This window comes from Paenarthrobacter sp. NyZ202 (assembly GCF_049860755.1).
Classification (GTDB): Bacteria; Actinomycetota; Actinomycetes; order Actinomycetales; family Micrococcaceae; genus Arthrobacter.
Genome location: NZ_CP187556.1, coordinates 3,376,549 through 3,391,736, shown reverse-complemented (window position 1 = coordinate 3,391,736; position 15,188 = coordinate 3,376,549). Strand labels below are relative to the sequence as shown.

The window sequence follows — 15,188 nt, the reverse complement described above, 5'->3', positions numbered from 1 at the left end:
TTAGGACACCGTGAAAGTACTGATAGTTGGCGCGGGCCCGGCGGGGTCCACTGCTGCGTATTACCTCGCCCAGGCCGGTATCGATGTGACGGTGCTGGAGAAGACGTCGTTCCCGCGCGAGAAAGTGTGCGGTGACGGGCTCACTCCCCGGGCCGTCCGTGAAATCCAGAAGCTGGGCCTGCCGCATTCCCGGGATGAGGGCTGGCGACGGAACAAGGGACTCCGACTGATTGCCGGTGGCCGCACCATCGAATTGCCATGGCCGGAAGTCTCCGACTTTCCCACGTACGGACTGATCCGCACCCGCCTCGGCTTTGACGAATCGTTGGCCCGCCACGCGGAGGCAGCGGGCGCCGTCGTGCTTGAACGCCACAGTGTCACCAGCGCCCTGCAGGACGACGACGGCCGCGTTATCGGCGCACGCGCCGCCATCCTGGACGAGTCCGGACGCAAGACGGGCGAACAGCGGGACTTCCATGCCGACGTCGTACTCGCCGCGGACGGCAATTCGACGCGGACTGCCGTATCGCTGGGGATGCACAAGCGCGACGACCGCCCGCTGGGTGTTGCCGTGCGCACCTACTTCACCTCGCCGCGGCATGACGACGACTGGATGGAAGGCTGGCTTGAACTGCCCGGCAAGTCCGGCAAGCCGCTGCCCGGTTACGGCTGGGTGTTCGGCGTCGGCGACGGCACGTCCAACGTGGGCCTGGGCATCCTGAACTCCTCCAAGGAATTCGGCAAGCTCGACTACAAGCAGGTCCTGCGCGAATGGACCGCCGGCATGCCCGCCGATTGGGGCTTCACGCCGGAGAACCAGGTGGGGGAGATCCGTGGAGCCGCGCTGCCGATGGGCTTCAACCGCACACCGCACTACTCGCCTGGGCTGCTGCTTCTTGGCGATGCCGGCGGCATGGTCTCCCCGTTCAACGGTGAGGGCATTTCCTACGCCATGGAGTCGGCCCGGTTTGCTGCGGAGTTTATTGTCGATGCCGCCTCCCGTTCAGCTTCGGCCGGTTGGGCCACGCACGACGCCGATGCCCACCTTGCGCGGTACGCGGACTACGTGCGGGACCAGTGGGGTTCGCATTTCACGCTGGGCAGGGCGTTTGCCTTCCTGATCGGCAAGCCCGCCGTGATGAAGCTGGCGCTGCGCACGGGTATGCCCGTTCCTGTGCTGATGCGCTTTGTGGTCCGCATGCTGGCAAACCTCACGGACTCCTCCGCCAAGGGTTTTGAAGACCGCGTGATCAGGGTCCTTGAAATGCTTGTCCCGCCCACGTCAAATACTTCCTCTGCCCGCTCTGTGACGGCGGCAGGGGCCGAGACCGCGGTTTCCGCACCAACTAGTTAGGGTTAACCCGTGACGAACTCTGCCGAACACAGCTGGACCCACGCCGGTCACGGCCTGCCGGACTCCAACGAGCCCGCCCCCAACACCACCGCAATCGCGACGGGCCTCCAGCTGCCCGCCGGATTTGCCGCAATTGCCGGCGATCCCGAGCTCGGCCCAGCCATCACCACCAACCTTGCACGGGTGGAAAAGAAGCTTCGCGAGGCCATCTCCAACTCCGACCCTTTGGCTGACGCTACGTCCCGTCACTTGGTGGAAGCCGGTGGCAAGCGTATCCGTCCCCTTCTGACGCTGCTGTGCGCGCACCTTGGTGATGCTTCACGTCCCGAGGTTGTCCAGGCCGCTGTTGTCGTGGAGCTGACCCACCTCGCCACGCTCTACCACGATGACGTGATGGACTCCGCACCCTTCCGCCGTGGTGCTCCTACAGCCCATGAGGTCTGGGGTAACTCCGTGGCCATCCTGACCGGTGACCTCATCTTTGCCCGCGCATCCATCCTGGTGTCCGAGCTCGGTTCGCGTGCCCTGGGGATCCAGGCCCGGACCTTCGAGCGCTTGTGCCTTGGCCAGTTGCACGAAACCGTGGGTCCCCGCGAAGACGAAGACGCCGTGGAGCATTACCTCTCCGTCATCGCTGATAAGACCGGATCCCTGGTTGCAGCATCCGGGCAGCTCGGTGCAATCTTTGCCGGCGCTGCCCCGGAGTTCGAAGACGTGCTCGTGGAGTACGGCGAAAAGGTTGGCGTGGCCTTCCAGCTGGCCGACGACGTCATCGATGTCACCGGCGTGAAGGTCAAGTCCGGCAAGTCTCCTGGCACAGACCTCCGCGAAGGCGTGCCCACCTTGCCCGTGCTCCTGCTCCGCCGTGACGCCGCCGCAGGGGATGCCTCGGCTGCTTCGTTGCTTGAACTGGTGGATGGCGACCTGTCCTCCGACTCCGCCCTGGCTGAGGCTGTCGCGGGCCTGCGCGAGCACCCCGTCACGGCCGAGTCCTGGAAGATCGCCCGCGACTGGTCGGACCAGGCCATAGCAGCGCTCGCCCCGCTGCCGGAGGGTGTTGTGAAGGCGTCCCTGACCAACTTCGCCCACGCAGTGGTGGACCGCAGCAGCTAGTTCTCTTTGCTCCAGGCAGGCACTCGACCTTGAGGGTTGGGTGCCTGCTTTTTTGTGGGCCCTGGGCTGCTGCTTTTGTGCTCCGGGTGTGCCGCTGCCACCAACTTTGGGCATGGACAGGGGCGGGAAGCCCGGTTTTTGCGGCGGGTTCCCACCTGGTGGCTTCAAACTGGGTGGTGGCGGCACGTGGGCTACCGCGCGCTGGGCTTGTCATGGGTGCTTAAAAGGAATGGCCCCGGCTCGCTGCAACGTTACGAGTCATACGCTGCACCGAACCGGGACCACAATCTCCGTTCGCATCAGATCCACCGGAGGCATTTAGTGGATCCGTGAATAGCTTATGACAACCCTGTCACATTTGCAACACTGATCGTCAACGGCTTTTTCCCTGGTGTGCAGCGATTTACAAATTTGGCGCCGTGCCGCATCCACCCACTTTGCCCCGCCGGATCGGGCGACACGCCGAAAAAGGGGTCTGAAGTCATGGTCGCCCCCCCTCAAAGTGGGTGGTGGGGGCCGAGGAAGTTTTCCACATAACCCATTTGGTGTGACCGGCCGGGCCTTCCGGGGCCAACATGATGTCGGAATGAGCATCAACAACTTCCTTCGCAGCCGCCACGGAGCAGCCACCACCACATCCCTCTACGCCGCAGGGTTCAGTCGGCGGAGCCTGGCCAAAGCCGTCAGGTCCGGCCGGATCAGTCGACTCCATCGTGGTGTGTACGTGTCCAAGGCAGCCGATCCGGATATCGTGGCCGCGTTCAGAGCCAACGGGAAGCTGACGTGCGTTTCGGCGGCGCGCTTCTACGGGCTCTGGACCCTTCACGATGTCAAGGACCTGCACCTCAGTTGCACCACGGGGTTGGCCCGGCGTCGGATCGTCCACCACGGCCAGTGCATCCACCCGGATCATCCCTACCTTCCGGTGGCTGGAGTTGCTGACGTTCTGCTCCATGCCATGAGATGCCTCCCCGAGTTGGAAGCATTGGTCATGGTGCAGAGTGCCGTTAGCCAGGCATTGCTGACCACCAAGTTCCTGGACAGCAAGATGAAGGGCAACCGGAACGGAAAGCTCCGCGCTCTAGTGAATTTGGTCCTGCCAAGGGCCGACTCGCTCTTGGAGGTGCTCGCCCACACCCACTTCCGCCGGGCAGGCCTGCGGGTCCAGATGCACGCGGATGTCCCCGGGGTAGGGGAGGTGGATTGCTTGATCGAGGACTGGCTGATTGTGGAACTCGACGGCAGTACCCACTTTGAGCCAAAGCAGGTGAAAAAGGACCATTACCGGAACAACGCTTCCATCCGGGGCGGACGCCTGAGCCTGCACTACTACTACGCGGACGTCGTGTACCACCCGCAGCGGATGGTGGACGAGGTCCTGCAGGTCCTGGAAAACAGGGAGGCTGGTCTCTTCGGACCCTACCGCTACATAGCCGGCCCGCCGCCGTCGTAATTTTTCGCGAAGCCTGTACCGCCACCACCAACTTTGAGGGCAAAAGGTGGCCGGGAGGCCCGTAGAACGGCGTGTCCCGCCCGCATCCCATTCAAAGTGGGTGGTGGCGGCACGCTTGCACCAGAATCAGCGCCCGCCAACAAAACAGCCCCGCCAACCCAAGGGCTGCGCGGGGGCTGTGAACCAGGAAAACCTAGTCTTCGTCGTTGAACGCCCAGTCGAACATGTCGAAGACGAACTCGGAGAACGTTCCTTCCTCGCTCTTCCACTGGCCGCGGGCGTTGTTGCGGCGGTAGACGATGGGATCCGGGATGCTGAGGTCGGCTACACGGAAGCCCCAGGTGAACTGTTCGTCCTCGTCCTCGAGGAACATGAGGAAGCCTTCGTCATCGACTTCGAGTTCCTCGGGGTCCCAGAAGTAGTGGTAGGCCTCCATGAGGTCCTCGCATCCACCGAGTGCGAGATAAAACTCGCGGAGCACCAGGGGGATGGTGAAGGAGTGCTCGGACAGGGCGTCATCGAGTTCCTCCGGCGTCAGGCCGTCTTCTTCCTGCCATTCATCCTCGAGATACTTTGGGACCAGCGCGCGGAACTTCTCGAGGAACATGTCAGTCATGCTCCCATCCTAGCTAATCGCGGACCCCCGGATTCGCCCCGGCGCGGTGCCATCCACGCACTGCCAGGGGGACGTACCAACCGCGCCGCCACGCCGTGACGCGGAAAGTAAAGACCACCCCAGCGATCAGGCAGGCGGTCAGCCCGCTGAAGAGCCCCAGGTCCCATAAAAGCGTGGTCAGCCCGGCCCCGACAAAGGCGGGCAGGGCGTAGATGTCACGGTTGTTGAAAAGGGTGGGAATCTCGTTGGCGGTGATGTCCCTCAGGAGACCGCCGCCCACGGCCGTTGTGACACCCAACAGGATGCAGGTGACAGGGTTCATCCCCGCGGTCAGGGCTTTCAGGGTCCCGGTGATACAGAACAAAGCCAGCCCGCCGGCGTCGAACAGTGTCAAAAGTGAGGTAAAGCGCTGGACCGATGAAAACAGGTAGTAGACCAGCATGGCGGCCAGCAACGGTGGGGCCAGGTAGGCGGGGTTGGTGAAGGCCACGGGGGGCGCGGTATTGAGGATGATGTCGCGAATCACCCCACCGCCCAAGGCCGCGATTGAGGCGAGCAGGATGGAACCGAGCACGTCGAACTGTTTCCGGGCAGCCAACAGGGAGCCGGAGACGGCGAAGAAGAACACGCCGATGAGGTCGAGCCACAAAAGAACGATGTCAAGGGAAATCAAGTGGACGGTTCTTTCTTTACGTGCTTCTCAACTGGTGCTGGCTCAACGTTACGCTAGCTCCCATGAACAGCCCCGTCTTGATCGCCTGTGCCCACGGAACCCGCAACACCGAGGGCCAGGCTGCCATCCGCCAGGTCATGGCCGACATCGAGGAACTCCGGCCTGGGCTACAGGTCCTTGAGGCCTACGTCGACGTCCAGGAACCGGAATTGTCCGGCGTGGTGGAGGGCCTGCCGCAGGGGACCCCGGCCGTGGTGGTGCCGCTCCTGCTCAGCACCGGTTTCCATATCAAGGTGGACGTGCCCAAGGCGATCAAGAGCCGGCCCGAGGTAGTTGCCGCCAAACCGATCGGCCCCGACCCGCGCCTGGCAGAGCTGCTCGCCGCGCGCTTGCGGGCCGCCGGACTGCAGGATCACGACGGCGTGCTGCTGGCTGCCGCGGGTTCGTCCCTTCCGGACGGCTCGGTGGACTCCGAAGAGCAGGCGCGCCTTCTCGCCGAACTGCTGCCGAACACGGTCCGGGTCGCCTATGGTGCCAGCGCCCAGCCGAACGTGCCCGACGGCGTCGCCTCCTTGCGTGCCGAACTCGGCGCGGAGGGTGGCCGGGTTTTCGTCGCGTCCTACCTGCTGGCGACCGGGTATTTCCATGGCCAGCTGTTCAAGGCCGGAGCCGATGTGGTGACGGATCCGTTGCTGCCGTCGAAGGTCCTGGCAGCGATTGCACTGGAGAGATATGACGCAATCAAGGGCAGCCTTTCCTAAGCCATATTTCGCCGAAATGACGCGGATTCGGACTGCATAGAAACCGGGCGGGAACAAGGCCGGCGTGCTGTTCGTGACGAAATGTTTCCCTAGGTGACTCAACATTTCCGGACCTTTGCTGGCTAAATCTGGCCCCACCTACCCTCGATGTATGACAGATACAGCTGTAGCCGGTGCGCCCGCGGACACCGAAGTCTCCAAGCGTCCCGCACGCACCCGCCCGGCCGCCAAGCCCCACGGTCAGTGGAAGGTTGACGGCACCACACCCCTCAACGCCAACGAAACCTGGAAACAGGAAGACAACGGGCTGAACGTCCGTGAGCGTATTGAGTCTGTCTACTCAAAAGAAGGTTTCGACTCGATCGACGGAACGGACCTGCACGGCCGTTTCCGCTGGTGGGGCCTCTACACGCAGCGCAAGCCCGGGATCGACGGCGGCAAGACGGCGACGTTGGAACCGCACGAGCTCGAAGACAAGTACTTCATGCTGCGCGTGCGCATCGACGGCGGTGCGCTGACCACCGAGCAGCTTCGCGTGATCGGCCAGATCTCCGTGGATTTCGCCCGCGGCTCGGCTGACCTCACGGACCGCCAGAACATCCAGCTCCACTGGATCCGCGTGGAAGACGTCCCGGAAATCTGGCGCCGCTTGGAGGCTGTGGACCTGTCCACCACAGAGGCCTGCGGCGACGTCCCCCGCGTCATCCTCGGTTCGCCGGTCGCAGGAATCGCCAAGGACGAGATCATCGATCCCACGCCGCTGATCCACGAACTGTCCGAGCGCTTCATCGGTGACCCGGAACTGGCCAACCTGCCGCGCAAGTACAAGACGGCGATCACGGGCCACCCCTCACAGGACGTCGTCCACGAGATCAACGACTTCGCCCTGATAGGCGTGGTCCACCCCGAACTCGGCGCCGGTTACGACCTCTGGGTCGGCGGCGGCCTTTCCACCAACCCGCGCCTTGCCGAGCGCCTGGGCGTGTTCGTCTCCGCCGACGTCGCTGCCGAGGTGTGGCTGGGCGTCACCAGCATCTTCCGCGACTACGGCTACCGCCGCATGCGTACCAAGGCCCGCTTGAAGTTCCTCATGAACGACTGGGGTCCGGCCAAGTTCCGCCAGATCCTGGAAGACGAATACCTCGGTTTCAAACTTCCGGACGGTCCGGCCGCTCCCAAGCCCAACGCTCCCGGCGACCACATCGGCGTCCACGAGCAGAAGGACGGCAAGTTCTTCATCGGTGTTGCCCCCACGGTCGGCCGCACCTCGGGCCAGGCACTCGTGAAGCTTGCCGACACCCTCGAGCAGCACGGCACTTATCGCCTGCGCACCACCCCGCACCAGAAGCTCGTCATCCTGGACGTTGCCAAGGAGCAGGTGGAACCGCTGATCGCCGAACTGGACACTCTGGGCCTGTCAGCCCGCCCGTCCGTGTTCCGCCGCGGCACCATCGCCTGCACAGGCATCGAGTTCTGCAAGCTCGCCATCGTCGAAACCAAGGTCACCGCGGCCACTGCGATCGCCGAACTGGAACGCCGTTTGGCCGACCTCGTGGAAACCAAGCAGCTGCCGCAGGCACTGTCCCTGCACATCAACGGCTGCCCCAACTCGTGCGCCCGTATCCAGACGGCCGATATCGGCCTGAAGGGCATGATGCTGCCAACGCCCGACGGCGACCCCACCCCGGGTTTCCAGGTCCACCTTGGTGGCGGGCTGGCCAACAACGAGCGCGAGGAAGCCGGTTTGGGACGTACCGTCCGCGGCCTCAAGGTCACGGTCGAAGACCTGCCTGACTACGTGGAACGTGTGGTCCGCAAGTTCGTCGAAGTTGGCGCCGAGGGCCAGACCTTTGCCGAGTGGGCACACTCCGCAGATGAAGGAGACCTCCAGTGACACTAGCCCTCAAGCGGTCCAACGACGAGCTCAAGGCACTGGCAGAGGCCGGCGCCGCCGAGCTCGGCTGGAACGCCTCCGCCACCGACGTGATCGCCTGGGTTGCCCGCAACTTCGAGCTGCCCGCCATCACCGTGGCCTGCTCCATGGCCGACGCCGTCCTTCCGGCCCTGGTCGCGGACCAGATTCCCGGCGTCGACGTCTTGTTCCTGGAAACCGGATACCACTTCAAGGAGACCTACCAGACCCGCGATGAGGTCGCGGCCAACCTGCGGGTCAACGTGGTGGACGTCCTTCCGGAACACACGGTGGAGCAGCAGGACAGCCTGCTGGGCAAGGACCTGTTTGCCCGCGACCCCGGCCAGTGCTGCGCGCTGCGCAAAGTGGCACCCCTCCGCCGCTCCCTTGCCGGCTACGAGGTGTGGTTCACCGGTGTCCGCCGCGACGAGGGCCCCACCCGGACCAATACTCCCGTGGTCACCTGGGATGAGAGCTTCGGCCTGGTCAAGGTGAACCCCATGGTGGACTGGTCCTTTGACCAGTTGGTGGAGTACTCCGAGGACAACATCCTTCCCGTCAACCCCCTCCTGAGCCAGGGCTACCCCTCCATCGGTTGCCAGCCCTGCACCCGCAAAGTGGCCCCGGGCGAAGACCCCCGGGCCGGTCGCTGGGCAGGATCCGACAAGACAGAATGCGGGTTACACACATGAGCACTTACACAACTGAGGAGTCCACGGTGGAACTGGAAGCCAACGTCGCCGCCCCGACTGTCGAGCGCCTCAGCTCACTGGACACCCTCGAGTCCGAAGCCATCCACATCATTCGTGAAGTCGTGGCTGAGTTCGAGAAGCCTGCGCTGCTGTTCTCCGGCGGCAAGGACTCTGTGGTGATGCTGCACCTGGCCACCAAGGCTTTCTGGCCGGGCAAGGTTCCGTTCCCGGTGCTGCACGTGGACACGGGCCACAACTTCCCCGAGGTCCTGGACTTCCGTGACCGCACGGTCGAGCGCCTTGGCCTGAAGCTGGTTGTCGGCTCGGTGCAGGAATTCATTGACCGCGGCGAACTCGCCGAGCGTGCCGATGGAACCCGCAACCCGCTGCAGACCGTACCGCTGCTTGATGCGATCCAGAAGAACAAGTTCGACGCCGTGTTCGGCGGCGGCCGCCGGGACGAAGACAAGGCCCGGGCCAAGGAACGCATCCTGAGCCTGCGCGACGAGTTCGGCCAGTGGGATCCGCGCAACCAGCGCCCCGAATTGTGGAACCTGTACAACGGCCGCCACACCGTGGGCCAGCACGTCCGTGCCTTCCCCATCAGCAACTGGACCGAGCTGGACATCTGGCGCTACATCGAGCGCGAGAACATCGAGCTGCCCAGCCTGTACTACGCCCACGAGCGCGAGGTCTTCGCCCGCGACGGCATGTGGCGCGCAGTGGGCGAGGTCTCCCAGCCGCTCCCGCATGAGGACGTCATCACCAAGACGGTCCGCTACCGCACAGTGGGCGACATGTCCTGCACCGGGGCCGTCGAATCCGACGCGTTCACCGTGGCCGACGTCGTTGTTGAAGTCGCTGCCTCCACCCTGACCGAACGTGGCGCCACCCGCGCAGATGACCGCATCTCCGAGGCAGCCATGGAAGACCGCAAGAAGGACGGCTACTTCTAAAATGAGCACCGACACCGCATCCCTCATCGCCGGCACTGACGGCCTGGACTCCGCTCCGCTGCCATCCACGCTGTTCCGTTTCGCTACTGCCGGATCGGTCGACGACGGCAAGTCCACTTTGGTGGGCCGCCTCCTTCACGACTCCAAGGCGATCCTCGCCGACCAGCTCGACGCTGTTGCCCGGACCTCCGCGGACCGCGGCTTCGGCGGCGACAAGGGCGGCATCGACCTGGCCCTCCTCACGGACGGCCTGCGGGCCGAGCGCGAACAGGGCATCACCATCGACGTGGCCTACCGCTACTTCGCCACGGACCGCCGCAGCTTCATCCTGGCGGACTGCCCCGGCCACGTTCAGTACACCAAGAACACGGTGACCGGCGCCTCCACAGCGGATGCCGTCGTCGTACTTATCGATGCACGCAAGGGCGTCCTGGAGCAGACGCGCCGCCACCTGTCCGTGCTGCAGTTGCTGCGCGTGGCCCACGTGATTGTGGCCGTGAACAAGATCGACCTGGTGGACTTCAGCGAGCAGGTGTTCCGCGACATCGAGGCGGACGTCCGCAAGGTGGCGCAGGAGCTTGGCCTGGGTTCCGACGGTGTTTCCGATCTGCTGGTGGTGCCGGTTTCGGCGCTTGACGGCGACAACGTGGTGGACCGCTCCGAGCGCACCCCCTGGTACACGGGCCCGGCACTGCTGGAGGTCCTGGAGACCCTCCCGGCGGCAGACGAGCTCGAAGCCGGGCTGGAGAGTTTCCGGTTCCCCGTGCAGCTGGTCATCCGCCCGCAGGGCGCGCTGGCTCCGGATGCCGTTGCCGGCGGCCTGGACGTGGAGGCATACCGTGACTACCGCGCCTATGCCGGCCAGGTCACCGAAGGGTCAGTGAAGCTCGGTGACGAGGTCACCGTCCTCAGCCCGGGCCACGAACCGCGCATCACCACGGTGGTGGGCATCGACTTCGCCGGACGCTCCCTGGAAGAGGCCGCAGCTCCGCAGTCCGTGGCCATCCGCCTGGCTGACGAGATCGACATCGCCCGCGGTGACACCATCGCAGCGGCCGGCACGGTCCGGGAAAGCTCCGCCGACCTCTATGCCTCCTTGTGCTGGCTGTCACCCAAGCCGCTCCGCGAAGGCCAGAAGGTCCTGGTGAAGCACGGCACGCGTACCGTCCAGGCGCTGGTCCGCAACGTCAACGGCAAGCTGGATCTCGCCACGTTCAAGGTGGAGCCGTCGTCCACGCTGGAGCTCAACGACATCGGGCACGCCCAGTTGCGCCTGGCCGCACCGTTGCCGTTGGAGAACTACCTGCACCACCGCCGCACCGGCGCTTTCCTGGTGATCGACCCGATCGACGGCAATACCCTTGCTGCCGGTCTGGTCAAGGACCACCCGGGCGACCACGAAGACGAACGTTACGTCATCTAGGGTCACAGACGGACACAAAGACCGCAGCTTGTTTGATCATCCCCACGCTGCACGGCGGGAATGTCGAACAGGCTGCGGTCTTTCTGCAGAACGGACACCATGCCCCGGAATAACTCCCTCAGTACGCTCCTGCACGCCGGCCACACCCTGGTGCTGGATGGTGCCCTGGCCACGGAACTCGAAGCCCATGGCTGCGACCTTGAAGATCCCTTGTGGTCCGCCAAGGTCCTTATGGAGCAACCGCACCTGATCAAGCAGGTCCACAGGGACTATTACGAAGCCGGTGCCTCCGTGGCGATCACCGCCAGCTACCAGGCCACTCCGCAGGGTTTTGCCCGGCGCGGGTTGTCCCTGGAGGAGTCGCTTGAGCTGGTCGCACGCAGCGTCCGGCTGGCCGACGAGGCACGGAAGGAACACGCGGCGACCACCCCGGGTTCCGGGCCCCTGTTGATCGCCGGGTCCGTGGGTCCCTACGGCGCGTACCTGGCTGACGGTTCCGAATACCGCGGCGATTACACGCTTTCTGCCTCGGAATTCCGGGACTTCCACCGCCCGCGTATTGCCGCGCTGGTGGACGCCGGAGCCGATTTCCTGGCCTGCGAGACGCTGCCTTCCTACGCCGAAGCGGCCGCGCTGGTAGAGCTCGTGGCGGAGTTCGACGTCGAATCCTGGTTCACGTTCACGCTTCGGGACGGCAGCCACATCAGTGACGGAACGCCCCTTGCGGACGTGGCTGCGCTGCTTCGCGTGGAACCGCGCGTGACCGCCGTCGGGGTTAATTGTGTGCCGCTGGAACTGGTGTCGCCCGCCCTTGGTGAACTCCAGGCCGCGGGCGATGTTCCGCTGGTTGCCTACCCGAATTCGGGGGAGACCTACGACGCCGTGACCAAGACCTGGGGGCCTGCCGGCGGGGTTGCGGACTCGGGTACGCTGGCCGGAAATGTTGCCGACTGGCTCGCCTTGGGGGCGCGGCTGGTGGGTGGCTGCTCCGGACGACCCCTCGGGACATTGAAGGCCTCGCGGGGAATGTGACGCCAAGTGACCCTTCATGAACCTTGGTTTCTGCGGGATTGAAGCCGAAATATGACAGTCCCTACTGTGAACTCATGACCTCTCCGGAATGGTCCTTCCTTGCCCAACCAGGGCGATGTTGCGGGGCCTGATCTTCGCCCCAGCTCGCATCCCACTTCCATAAGGACCCCCCATGGCAAACAACTCCGAGTCACAAAAACCCGAGTCAGGAACCACCCGCATCGTTGCAGGTGAGTCGACCAAGCCCAAGCGCCGCCGCACGGTGGAAATCGCCGTGGCAGTCGGCCTTGTCCTGCTGATCGGCGCCGGCGCAGCAGTAGCTTCGGTGGTTTCCAACAGCAACAACCAGGCCGCCCCGGCACCCACCACGTCGCCCGCGGCCGAACTCAAGCTCGGCTACTTCAGCAACGTCACGCACGGCCCGGCGCTGGTCGGCACCAGCCAGGGCATCATCGCCAAGGAACTTGGCAGCACCAAGCTCAGCACGCAGATCTTCAACGCCGGCCCCGCCGCGATCGAGGCCCTCAACGCCGGTGCGATCGACGCCACCTACATCGGCCCGAACCCGGCCATCAACTCCTTCGTCAAGAGCAACGGCGAGTCCATCAGCATCATCGCCGGTGCAGCAGCAGGCGGCGCGCAGTTGGTGGTCAAGCCGGAGATCAACTCCGCGGCAGACCTCAAGGGCAAGGTCCTCAGCTCCCCGCAGCTCGGTGGCACCCAGGACGTCGCACTCCGGGCGTGGCTCGGCGACCAGGGCTACAAGACCAACGTGGACGGCAGCGGTGATGTGAACATCAACCCCACCGAAAACGCGCAGTCCCTGAAGCTCTTCACAGACGGAAAGCTCGACGGCGCGTGGTTGCCTGAGCCGTGGGCCTCCCGTTTGGTCCTCGAAGCAGGCGCCAAGGTCCTGGTTGACGAGAAGGACCTGTGGGAGAACGGTGAATTCACCACCACCATCCTGATCGTGAACAAGAAGTTCGCCGCAGAACACCCCGAGACTGTCCAGGCGCTCCTCAAGGGCCACGTCGAGTCGGTCAACTGGCTGAACAACGCCTCACCCGCGGACAAGGCAAGCACCATCAACGCCGTCCTCAAGGACACCGCCGGCAAGCCGCTTCCCGCCAACGTGATCGAGCGTGCACTGCAGAACATCAAGTTCACCACCGACCCGCTGGCCGGAACGTACAAGAAGCTCCTGGAAGACGGCGTCAAGGCCGGCACCACCAAGGAAGCTGACATCAACGGCATCTTCGACCTCCGCGCCCTGAACGAGGTTGAAGGCAAGAAGACCTCGGCTGCAGGACTCGGCCAGGACTAACACCACCGGCCGGCCCGCTTCATCACCGGAGCGGGCCGGCTTTGGGCGTATCAACAGCAAGACCAATCAACACGAAGGACGGGACCATGCCAGTCGTACTCGAGAACCTGGGGAAGCGCTTCGGCGACGGCGCCCCGGTGCTGGACGACGTCAACGCCACCATCGCACAAGGCGAGTTTGTCGCCCTCCTTGGTGCGTCCGGCTGCGGCAAGTCCACCCTGCTGAACATCATCGCGGGACTGGAGCATCCGACGTCGGGCGCTTTGGAGGTGCCCAGCGACGGCGCGGCCTTCATGTTCCAGGATGCGTCCCTGTTCCCGTGGTTGACCGCCCGCGGCAACATCGAACTGGCCCTGCAGCTGGCTGACAAGTCCGGCACCAAGGCAAGCCGCCGGGCCCGCGCCACCGAACTCCTTGAGCTGGTGCACCTGGGCGGGGCGGGGGACAAGCGTCCGCATGAGCTGTCCGGCGGCATGCGGCAGCGCGTGGCACTCGCGCGGTCTTTGGCCCAGGACCGGCAGGTGTTGCTCATGGACGAGCCGTTCGCTGCGCTCGACGCCATCACCCGCGACCTTCTGCACGATGAACTTGAGCGCATCTGGAAGGAAACCGGCCGCACCATCATCTTCGTGACGCACAACGTGCGTGAGGCGGTGCGTTTGGGCCAGCGTGTGCTGCTGTTGTCCTCGCGTCCCGGCCGGGTAGTGGCCGAATGGAACGTTACCGAGGAACACCGCACCGACGCCGGCCGTGCAGGGGAGCTCACCGGCGTCATTACCCGACGACTTCGCGAGGAGATCCGCCGCCATGCCAAGTAACCAGACCACTGAAGAGCGGACCCTCCCCGTGACTGATTCCCACCACATCACCTCACCGTCGCTGAAAGGCAACGCTTCCGAGCTCCGGGACCTGGAAGCCGGCCTGGACAACCTCCAGCTGGACACTGGCCGCAAGGGCGGTATCGAGTGGAAGCGCGTGCTGTTGCCCGTGCTGGCATTGGTTGTCCTCATCCTCGCCTGGCAGTTCTATGTCTCGCTGGAGCTCAAACGGCGTGACCTCGTCCCCGGGCCTGTTGATGTCTTCAAGCAGTTCCTCACGCTGTGGGGCGAGGGCAAGCTCCAGGAGGCAGTGTGGACCTCGTTGCAGCGTGGCGTGGTTGGCTTCCTTATTTCCGTGGTGATTGCCACCCCGATCGGGCTGATCCTGGCCCAGGTCGCTCCGCTGCGCCGCGCCTTTGGCCCGCTCATTTCCGGCTTGCAAGTCCTGCCGTCCGTGGCTTGGGTTCCTGCGGCCATCATCTGGTTCGGCCTGACCGACGCTACCGTCTACTTCGTGGTGTTCATGGGTGCTATTCCGTCCATCATCAACGGACTGATCTCCGGAGTGGACCAGATCCCGCCGCAGTACCGCAGCGTGGGCACCGTCCTGGGTGCCAACCGGCTCCAAATGGCCCTTCAGATCGTCCTGCCCGCAGCTCTGCCCGGGTATATCGGTGGTTTGAAGCAAGGGTGGGCATTTTCCTGGCGCTCCCTCATGGCCGCTGAAATCATCGCCGTTGGTGGCACCATTGGTTTCGGGCTGGGATCGTTGCTGGACCAAGGCCGTCTGTTGTCCGACATGACAATCGTGATGTCCGCGATCCTGCTGATCCTGTTCGTGGGCATTCTGATTGAGCTCCTGGTGTTCGGCCCTATCGAGAAGCGGCTCCTGCAGCGCCGTGGCCTGTTGGCGGGCAGCAGCCGCTAGCCCGGATCTGACGCAACGCAAAAGCCCGACGCAACGCAAAAGCCCGACGCAACGCAAAAGCCCGACGGTGACCTCCCGCCGTCGGGCTTTCGCACAAGGACGCTCTCTCACCGAACACCCCTTTCCCAGGGAC

At 64.5% G+C, this 15,188-nt stretch carries 13 protein-coding genes and 1 pseudogene; 12 read left to right on the top strand and 2 right to left on the bottom strand.

Translation table 11 applies throughout. From position 1 onward, the window contains the following. The first annotated feature begins 10 nt into the window (after positions 1 to 10). The 3 genes from ACPFL9_RS15750 (at position 11) to ACPFL9_RS15740 (ending at position 3,920) form a co-directional block, all read left to right on the top strand. Positions 11 to 1,354, top strand: coding sequence for a geranylgeranyl reductase family protein (locus ACPFL9_RS15750; protein ID WP_426003782.1), 1,344 nt, complete (start codon positions 11 to 13; stop codon positions 1,352 to 1,354). A 9-nt stretch (positions 1,355 to 1,363) separates the two neighbouring features. Then, positions 1,364 to 2,467 (top strand): polyprenyl synthetase family protein, encoded by a 1,104-nt coding sequence (locus ACPFL9_RS15745; protein WP_426003781.1) that lies wholly within the window; start codon positions 1,364 to 1,366, stop codon positions 2,465 to 2,467. Between the two features lie 586 nt (positions 2,468 to 3,053). Further along, positions 3,054 to 3,920, top strand: coding sequence for a type IV toxin-antitoxin system AbiEi family antitoxin domain-containing protein (locus tag ACPFL9_RS15740; protein WP_426003780.1), 867 nt, complete (start codon positions 3,054 to 3,056; stop codon positions 3,918 to 3,920). A 193-nt stretch (positions 3,921 to 4,113) separates the two neighbouring features. Here the strand turns inward: ACPFL9_RS15740 and ACPFL9_RS15735 are convergent, their stop codons facing one another. Then, positions 4,114 to 4,536, bottom strand: a complete 423-nt coding sequence (locus ACPFL9_RS15735) for a hypothetical protein (protein WP_426003779.1) — start codon at positions 4,534 to 4,536, stop codon at positions 4,114 to 4,116. Between the two features lie 13 nt (positions 4,537 to 4,549). After that, the gene (locus ACPFL9_RS15730) at positions 4,550 to 5,209 is read right to left on the bottom strand and encodes a trimeric intracellular cation channel family protein (protein WP_426003778.1); all 660 of its coding nucleotides are present in this window, start codon (positions 5,207 to 5,209) and stop codon (positions 4,550 to 4,552) included. Between the two features lie 62 nt (positions 5,210 to 5,271). Between ACPFL9_RS15730 and ACPFL9_RS15725 the strand changes: the two genes are divergently transcribed. The 9 genes and pseudogenes from ACPFL9_RS15725 to ACPFL9_RS15685 all read left to right on the top strand — a co-directional run bounded on the left by ACPFL9_RS15725 (position 5,272) and on the right by ACPFL9_RS15685 (position 15,055). After that, positions 5,272 to 5,970 (top strand): sirohydrochlorin chelatase, encoded by a 699-nt coding sequence (locus ACPFL9_RS15725; protein WP_426003777.1) that lies wholly within the window; start codon positions 5,272 to 5,274, stop codon positions 5,968 to 5,970. A gap of 151 nt (positions 5,971 to 6,121) precedes the next feature. Then, positions 6,122 to 7,864: a nitrite/sulfite reductase gene (locus tag ACPFL9_RS15720; protein ID WP_426003776.1), complete on the top strand. Its 1,743-nt coding sequence runs from the start codon at positions 6,122 to 6,124 to the stop codon at positions 7,862 to 7,864. Beyond that, the gene (locus ACPFL9_RS15715) at positions 7,861 to 8,574 is read left to right on the top strand and encodes a phosphoadenylyl-sulfate reductase (protein ID WP_426003775.1); all 714 of its coding nucleotides are present in this window, start codon (positions 7,861 to 7,863) and stop codon (positions 8,572 to 8,574) included. The genes ACPFL9_RS15720 and ACPFL9_RS15715 overlap by 4 nt, the downstream gene beginning before the upstream one ends. Continuing rightward, entirely contained in the window at positions 8,571 to 9,530 is a 960-nt protein-coding gene (gene cysD / locus ACPFL9_RS15710) for a sulfate adenylyltransferase subunit CysD (protein ID WP_426003774.1), read from the top strand. Before ACPFL9_RS15715 ends, cysD begins: the two co-directional genes overlap by 4 nt. A gap of 1 nt (position 9,531) precedes the next feature. Further along, positions 9,532 to 10,953, top strand: coding sequence for a sulfate adenylyltransferase subunit 1 (locus ACPFL9_RS15705; protein ID WP_426003773.1), 1,422 nt, complete (start codon positions 9,532 to 9,534; stop codon positions 10,951 to 10,953). Positions 10,954 to 11,052: 99 nt separating this feature from the next. Continuing rightward, positions 11,053 to 12,005: pseudogene (gene mmuM / locus ACPFL9_RS15700) on the top strand (homocysteine S-methyltransferase). Between the two features lie 152 nt (positions 12,006 to 12,157). Further along, positions 12,158 to 13,309: an aliphatic sulfonate ABC transporter substrate-binding protein gene (locus ACPFL9_RS15695; protein ID WP_426003772.1), complete on the top strand. Its 1,152-nt coding sequence runs from the start codon at positions 12,158 to 12,160 to the stop codon at positions 13,307 to 13,309. An 86-nt stretch (positions 13,310 to 13,395) separates the two neighbouring features. Then, complete coding sequence (locus tag ACPFL9_RS15690) at positions 13,396 to 14,127, top strand: ABC transporter ATP-binding protein (RefSeq protein WP_426003771.1); 732 nt, start codon at positions 13,396 to 13,398, stop codon at positions 14,125 to 14,127. Further along, positions 14,117 to 15,055: an ABC transporter permease gene (locus tag ACPFL9_RS15685; RefSeq protein ID WP_426003770.1), complete on the top strand. Its 939-nt coding sequence runs from the start codon at positions 14,117 to 14,119 to the stop codon at positions 15,053 to 15,055. The genes ACPFL9_RS15690 and ACPFL9_RS15685 overlap by 11 nt, the downstream gene beginning before the upstream one ends. The last annotated feature ends 133 nt before the right edge of the window (positions 15,056 to 15,188 follow it).